Genomic DNA, 6,319 nt, shown 5'->3' on the forward strand with positions numbered 1-6,319 from the left:
TGCTGTTGCGGCAGAACGGCGGTGTAGCCGGCCTTTTCGACCTCGGTGACCAGCGACTGCGGGTCGTATCCCGCCGGAACGGTGACGCTGGCCCGTTCCGTCGCGAAATTCACGGTCGCTGTCACGCCGTCGAGTTTGTTCAGCGCCTTTTCCAGTCGGGCCGCGCAGGAGGCACACGTCATCCCGGCGATGTCGAGCTCCAGGTTGTCGACCGCGCTCGTGGTCATGACACTCCTTCCAAATACCCCCCAGGGGTACATACGCCTACTCAACTTATACACCCGTGGGGGGTATTCCCGTCAAGACCGCGTCACTGCCAGATGTCTCTACGATTCTGCCTGGTCGGCGACCGTGGGTGTGTGCCGGGCGCCCGGCGCTCATCGCGCCTCATTGCCGGAGGTGCGAACCGCCGCCGATATACCAGACTTGGCCGCTGATCCACTCGGCCTCCTCGGAGAGCAGGAACGTGGTGACCGCGGCGAGGTCGTCGGGTTTGCCCAGCCGGGTGGTCTTGCCGAACATCAGGAAGGCCTGCTGCAGCTGTTGGTCGTTCTGCCGTTCCTGGGTCTCCCCCATCACCAGACCGGGCATGACGCCGTTGCTGCGGATGTTGTGCTTGCCCCAGTTAACGGCGACGTGGCGGGTGAGGTGGTTGACGGCGGCCTTCGAGGCGCCGTAGGCGACATGTTGCGGATCGCTGCCGAGTGCGGCGCCGGAAGAAGTGTTCACGATGCTGCCGCCGCCTCCCTCCAGCAGGTGGGGGAGGACCGCTTGGATCGTCCGGACGTAGCCCAGCAGGTTGACGTCGAGCGTGCGCTGCCAGACGTCCATGCCGGTATCGAGGATCGTGGTGTCGCGCCCGAGGTTGTCCTCCGAGAGATCCGCGCCGACGTTGTGCAGCCCGTGAATACCACCAAACGCACCGATGGTCCGATCGACGAGATTCTGCACGGACTTCGCATCGGCCAAGTCGAATTCGATCGCAATGGCGCGGCCGCCGGAATCGGTGATCTGTGCGGCCGCCGCGGTGGCGCCGTCGATGTTGATATCGCCGATGGCCACCCGGGCGCCCTCGGCGGCGAGGCGTCTGGCGGTGGCCGCGCCGATCCCGGTGGCACCTCCAGCCACCAGGAAGGTCTTGTCCTTCAGTCCGCGCATCAGACGTAGCCCACGCCGATGTCGACCGAAACCTGGGTTGCGGTCACCAATCTGGATTGGTCGGAGGCCAGCCACGCGACCGCGTCGGAGATGTCCTCCGGCTGCGCGATGCCTTCGGGCAGCAGCGGCTTGTGCAAGCCGCGCAGGTGTGGATAGTCGTCGGCGGCCGACTGGAGCGCCTCGCGCATCCGACCGGTGCCCATCGGGGTGGAGACCGCTCCCGGGTTCAGGCTGTTGACGCGGATGTTGTAGCGGCCGAGCTCGGCGGCGAACGCGCGTGCCATCCCGATGACGGCGTGTTTGCTCGCCGTGTAATGGATCATGAACGACTGCATCTTGATGCCGGCGGCCGATCCGATCAGAATGATCGACCCTCCGCGGCCCCCGTCGATGATGTGATGTGCGCCTGTCATCACGGTGTTCCAGGTGCCAATCACGTTGGTGTCGATGGTGTCTCGGAATGCCTGCGCGGTGATCTGGTCCCACGGCGCCGGGCTGCAGATTCCGGCGTTGGCGACGATGACGTCCAGCCGGCCCAGCTCGCCGACCGCCTGGTCGACGGCCGCTTTGAGGGCGTCGAGGTCGCGAATGTCGACCTGTGCGGTGACGATTTTTCGGCCGCTAGCGTTCACCAGTCGGGCCGTCTCTGCCAGATCGTCGGGTGTCGGCGAATCGTAGGGAACGCTGGACGGCAGCGGGCCGGCGATATCCACCGCGATCACGTCGGCACCTTCGGCAGCCAGCCGCACGGCGTGCGCCCGGCCTTGCCCGCGTGCGGCGCCGGTCACCAACGCCACCTTCCCTGGGATCAGTTGGCTCATGGGCCCTTCCTAGTCGCGCGCGATCTTGTCGAGCGGATTGGACCGTTCGAGCATTCCGTAGGTCTGTTCGCCATCCCACGCATAGCGCACGCCGGCCTGCTGCAGCGCCGGGAAGCTCGGCATCTCCTGCTTGAGCGCGTTCATGGAGTACATGTCGTCGTCGTGATGGATGTCGTGCGTGGAAAACACGGTCTGCCCGGCGATCTCGACGATTCCGTCGGCGGTCTCGAGCACCAGCGAGACGTCCTCGCCGAGTGGTTGCAGCCGGGTCAGCCACGGCGCCTGCACCACCCGTGCCGCGATCAGGGGGCCATCGCCGGTGAAGACGAACCCCTCGTTGAAGGTGGGCTCCCCGTCGGGCCGCGGGGGATAGGCGATGTAGCCGAACGCCTTCCCACTGCCGAACACCGCCGACTGCCAAGAGTGGCCCCAGAATCCGGCGAGCTTGCGCACGCCGGTACGTCGGATCCGCAGACCGCTACCGGTGAAGGTGTGGTCTTTGTCGGCGGCGTGGAATTCGCCTGTGGCGGTGAATAATTGCTCGTAGCGCGGGCCACCCATGATGGCACCCACTGCGGTGGTCTCGAGCTGTGTGCCGGCGTCGGCCTGCAGCGCTCCTTGCACCCAGGGAGGTACGGCCATCTTGGCTTCGACCCGGAAACTGATGTCGACCGACGGGCCCGCCTTCTTGCCGTCGACCAAGTCAGCCGACGACGTCTGCACCGCCGGCCCGTCATACGACATCGTCCAGGTGTCGAAGGGCTCGATGCAGCGGAACACCAGACCCCCGGCACCCAACACGCCGGCGCGTCCGTCGGGGCCCTCGGCGGCCAGCGAGGGCCCGTTGGTCCGTAGCCGGTAGACCCGGCCGTCGGGAAAAGCGACATTGACTTGAACGTCGTGAGAGTCCCAATTCGCACCCACCGCTTCGATTCCGATGCGCGGCAAGCCGATCTCGCCCCGGTCATCGACGACCCAGAAGCTCACCGAGTCGCGCATCTGGGGATCCTGCGGTCGCTGCGCCAGCAGGTATTCGCGTGCCGGATCGATTCCCCCGGTCAGGTCAACAGCCATCGAATGTCCTTTGCTCGTGAGCGTTTCAGTGCGCGGTCCAGCGGCGCGCACTGTCCACGTAGCGGGCGAACAGGGGCCGCACGTCGTCGAAATCAATGCCGAACTCCACCGGGTCGGCGTGCGAGCTTGGCTCCCGTTCAGCGGCAGCGTGCGTCCACCAGCTTTGCATCTGTGCTTCGAATTGCGCCCCCACCGGTGCCCCCAGCCACGCGTACAAGCCGGTGACCTCGCCGATCGGATCGTCCTGCATGGCGCGAAAGTCGATGTCGTAGAACCGATCCTCGGCGCCGGCGGCGCGAAACTGCAGTGCTCGCTGTATGCCCAGCGACCAATGCTCGACATTGAGCCGACCGATGTACGGGCGGTCGACCGTGGAGCTGAAGGACCCGATGATGTCGGCATACAGATCGGCGACGGACAAGATGACATCGGTCGGATCGCGATGCGTCATCACGAACCGCGCGTCCGGAAATGCCGCGTCCAGGGCGTCGAGCCACAATACGTGCGACGGGCACTTGAGGCGCCAGGGGCGGTGCGGCTCACCCCACGCCAGCAGCTTCATCACTCGGCACTGATATCGCAGTGTCGAAGTGAGGTCGGCGTGTTGAACCAACCACGTTGAATACGAAGGGATCTCCGCGAAGGATTGGAAGATGTGGGACTTGAAGTCGAGTGCCATCAGTTCGTGGCATTCCATCGGCCCATGCGTGTCACCGGGGACGTGGCGGCGGGTGCCGACCATCTCACCCCTGTCGGTCGGGATGCGCGGGTCCACGCCCTGCACCGTGGAAGGCGGGGGACATGGCTGTGACGATTCCCATCGTCGTAAGTACCGCACGTCGGGATCTTGCGCCAGCAACATCGACAGCGCGGTGGACCCGGTCCGCGGTAATCCCAGGCCGATCAGCGGCGTGGTGATCGGCACGTCGCCGATCTCCGGGTGCCGGCGATACCAATCCTCGACCTGCAGGCGCTGCGACAGATAGCCCACGATGCGCTGATGCAGAAACGCTTCGCCGCGGTCGTTCAGCCGCGCCTCGTTCCGCAGCGCCCAGAGCAGGATGTCGAGGCCTTCGGCGTAGGAGTCCTCGCCGAAGTCGGCCAGCCCGGTCTGTGCGCTGGCCTCGTCTGTTATCTCGGCGGTGGTCAGCACGGCCGGATCGATCCGAAAGTCGTTGCCGCCATGACTAACCCATCCACTGGCCGCCGGCGACATCGATGGTCTGGCCGCACATGTAGTCGGCGGCCTCCGAGGCCAGGAACGCGACCATGTTGGCGGCTTCCTCGGGCAGCGAGGCGCGTCCCAGTTGGACCTGGTTGGTGATCGCCTCGTGGATGGCGCCGCGTCCGGCGCGCTGCTTGTCGTCCTGCGGATCGAGCAGGTACTGGCGCATCTCGGGTTTGATCATGATGCCCGGAGCGACGCCCAACACATTGACGCCGCGCAGGGCGACTTCGTGGGCGAGGTTGCGGGTGAACCCGATGACCCCGGCCTTGCACGCGTTGTAGACGACCAGTCCGCGTTGCTGAATGCGGCCGCCGACCGATCCGATGTTGATGATCTTTCCCGAGCCCTGCGGCAGCAGGTACTGCAGCGCGGCGTGCGCGCCGTACATCATCATCGTGAGGCTGCCCAGGACGGTGTAATCGATTTCCTCTTTGGTCTGGTTCTCGAAGGGGCCGGCGGCGACCATCACGGGATTGTTCACCATGATGTCCAGGCCGCCGAGTTCGTCGTGGGCCTGCGCGACCGCGCCGTGCACCTCGTCCCAATCGGACATGTCGGCCTTGACGGGGATGGCCCGCACACCCCAGCGCTGCTCGACCTCCTTGGCGCGGCGCTCGACCTTCTCGAAGGTCCGGCCGATCAGCGCCACGTCGGCGCCGCAGCCGGCCAGCCGGTTCGCGATCGCTTGACCCAGGCCGTCGCCCCCGGCGCCGGTCACGAACGCTCGCTTGCCGGACAGGTCCATCAGCTCGGTCACCCGCTTGCCGATGATGTGCTCCGGCAGCCGGTCCAATCCCAGCAGTTGCACCCAGTCCTGATCGTCGCGCGGCGTCTCGTTTTGCATTGAAGCCGATCTTCCTTTCAGCCGCTCGACTCGGTCGCCAGCCAGACCCGTGCGGCATCGCGTCGGGGGCGCCATGCCCACATCGCCGACCATATGGCCGGATCGGGGCGGTCAGGTAATACCAATTCGGGAAACCAGTCATGCCGGTTTTGTATGGCTGGTAGATCTGGAAGCGATGGACACCCACCGGCTCAAATACTTTCTGCAGATCGCGGAGGAAGGCTCGATCTCACGCGCGGCCGCAGTGCTGGGCATCGCGCAGCCCGCGCTGAGCCGCCAGATCCGGCTGCTCGAGGAGGACCTGGGCATCACGCTGTTTGAGCGGACCCGCCGCGGCGTGCATCTCACCGAAGAGGGCGAACGCTTGCGCTCGTCGACGGCCGCGCCGCTGCGTCAGCTGGAACTCGCGGTCCGGTACGCGGGATCACCGCTGGCGCGAATCGAACGCGGACTGCTGTTCGGCATGGTGCCCACCGCCGCCGGTGTACTGGCCGCGCCATTGTTGGCCAGCCTTGGCGCGGCGTTTCCGAACGTGCACTTCCACCTTGCCGTGGCCGAGACCGACGACCTGGTGCAGCGCATGCTCAAAGGTGCGATCGACCTTGCGGTGATCAACCCGGTCTCCGACGACCGGCTCTTCTACCGCCACCTCCTCGTCGAGGACCTCGTTCTGGTCGGGGGGCCCGCATCGGATCTCTCGCCCGCGAGCCCAGTTCGGTTCACCGACCTGGCCGCCTTGCCGCTCGTCATGCCGAGCGCGCAGACCGGGATTCGCAATACTTTGGAGAACACCGCGCTGCGCCTGAAAGTCGCTATCACGGCCCGCTTTTCGACGGATTCGCTGGAGGTTTCCAAGCACCTGGTCGAGGCGGGGCTCGGATACGCGGTGCTGCCACTGGCCGCGTGTGGCGCCGACGTCGAGGCTGGGCGGCTGCGCAGCGCACCCATCTGTGAGCCCGAAATCAACCATCAGCTCGGCGTGGGCGCGACCGCCGCCCTGGAACTGCCGCGCGAGTTCGCGACCAAAATCGGGATCGTGCTGCGTGAAGAGGTCGCGCGGCTGACCAAATCCGGTTTTTGGCCCGCGCGCTTCGTGCCCTCGCCGGTGTGGGATCCCAACATTCCGGAGCCGCAGGACTAGGCGGGGCTACGCTGCCGGGTAGGCGGAAGGAGAAGGTCATGACTGTCGTCATT

7 protein-coding genes are annotated in these 6,319 nt (G+C 66.0%); 1 reads left to right on the top strand and 6 read right to left on the bottom strand.

The genetic code is table 11. The features are described 5' to 3' along the window. From ACZY0B_RS26485 to ACZY0B_RS26510, 6 genes are all read right to left on the bottom strand, one after another. Window positions 1-227: cation transporter (locus ACZY0B_RS26485; protein ID WP_463767206.1), on the bottom strand; the 227-nt coding region annotated here is incomplete at its 3' end. Between the two features lie 160 nt (window positions 228-387). Continuing rightward, complete coding sequence (locus tag ACZY0B_RS26490) at window positions 388-1,158, bottom strand: SDR family NAD(P)-dependent oxidoreductase (protein ID WP_463767207.1); 771 nt, start codon at window positions 1,156-1,158, stop codon at window positions 388-390. Beyond that, window positions 1,158-1,979 (bottom strand): mycofactocin-coupled SDR family oxidoreductase, encoded by an 822-nt coding sequence (locus ACZY0B_RS26495; RefSeq protein WP_463767208.1) that lies wholly within the window; start codon window positions 1,977-1,979, stop codon window positions 1,158-1,160. Before ACZY0B_RS26495 ends, ACZY0B_RS26490 begins: the two co-directional genes overlap by 1 nt. A 9-nt stretch (window positions 1,980-1,988) precedes the next feature. Beyond that, entirely contained in the window at window positions 1,989-3,053 is a 1,065-nt protein-coding gene (locus tag ACZY0B_RS26500) for a hypothetical protein (RefSeq protein ID WP_463767209.1), read from the bottom strand. 25 nt (window positions 3,054-3,078) lie between these two features. Beyond that, window positions 3,079-4,206: a sulfotransferase family protein gene (locus ACZY0B_RS26505; RefSeq protein WP_463767210.1), complete on the bottom strand. Its 1,128-nt coding sequence runs from the start codon at window positions 4,204-4,206 to the stop codon at window positions 3,079-3,081. 34 nt (window positions 4,207-4,240) lie between these two features. Then, window positions 4,241-5,125: an SDR family NAD(P)-dependent oxidoreductase gene (locus ACZY0B_RS26510; protein WP_463767211.1), complete on the bottom strand. Its 885-nt coding sequence runs from the start codon at window positions 5,123-5,125 to the stop codon at window positions 4,241-4,243. 175 nt (window positions 5,126-5,300) lie between these two features. On the opposite strand from ACZY0B_RS26510, the gene ACZY0B_RS26515 reads away from it, so the two are divergent. Then, entirely contained in the window at window positions 5,301-6,266 is a 966-nt protein-coding gene (locus ACZY0B_RS26515) for a LysR family transcriptional regulator (protein WP_463767212.1), read from the top strand. Window positions 6,267-6,319: the final 53 nt, after the last annotated feature.

The organism is Mycobacterium sp. IDUB_19 (genome assembly GCF_055419445.1).

Excerpts from the sequence above, each read along its gene's own strand:
- ACZY0B_RS26490 (WP_463767207.1), bottom strand. The coding sequence starts at position 1,158 with ATGCGCGGACTGAAGGACAAGACCTTCCTGGTGGCTGGAGGTGCCACC.
- ACZY0B_RS26515 (WP_463767212.1), top strand. The coding sequence starts at position 5,301 with ATGGACACCCACCGGCTCAAATACTTTCTGCAGATCGCGGAGGAAGGC.
- ACZY0B_RS26510 (WP_463767211.1), bottom strand. The coding sequence starts at position 5,125 with ATGCAAAACGAGACGCCGCGCGACGATCAGGACTGGGTGCAACTGCTG.
- ACZY0B_RS26495 (WP_463767208.1), bottom strand. The coding sequence starts at position 1,979 with ATGAGCCAACTGATCCCAGGGAAGGTGGCGTTGGTGACCGGCGCCGCA.
- ACZY0B_RS26500 (WP_463767209.1), bottom strand. The coding sequence starts at position 3,053 with ATGGCTGTTGACCTGACCGGGGGAATCGATCCGGCACGCGAATACCTG.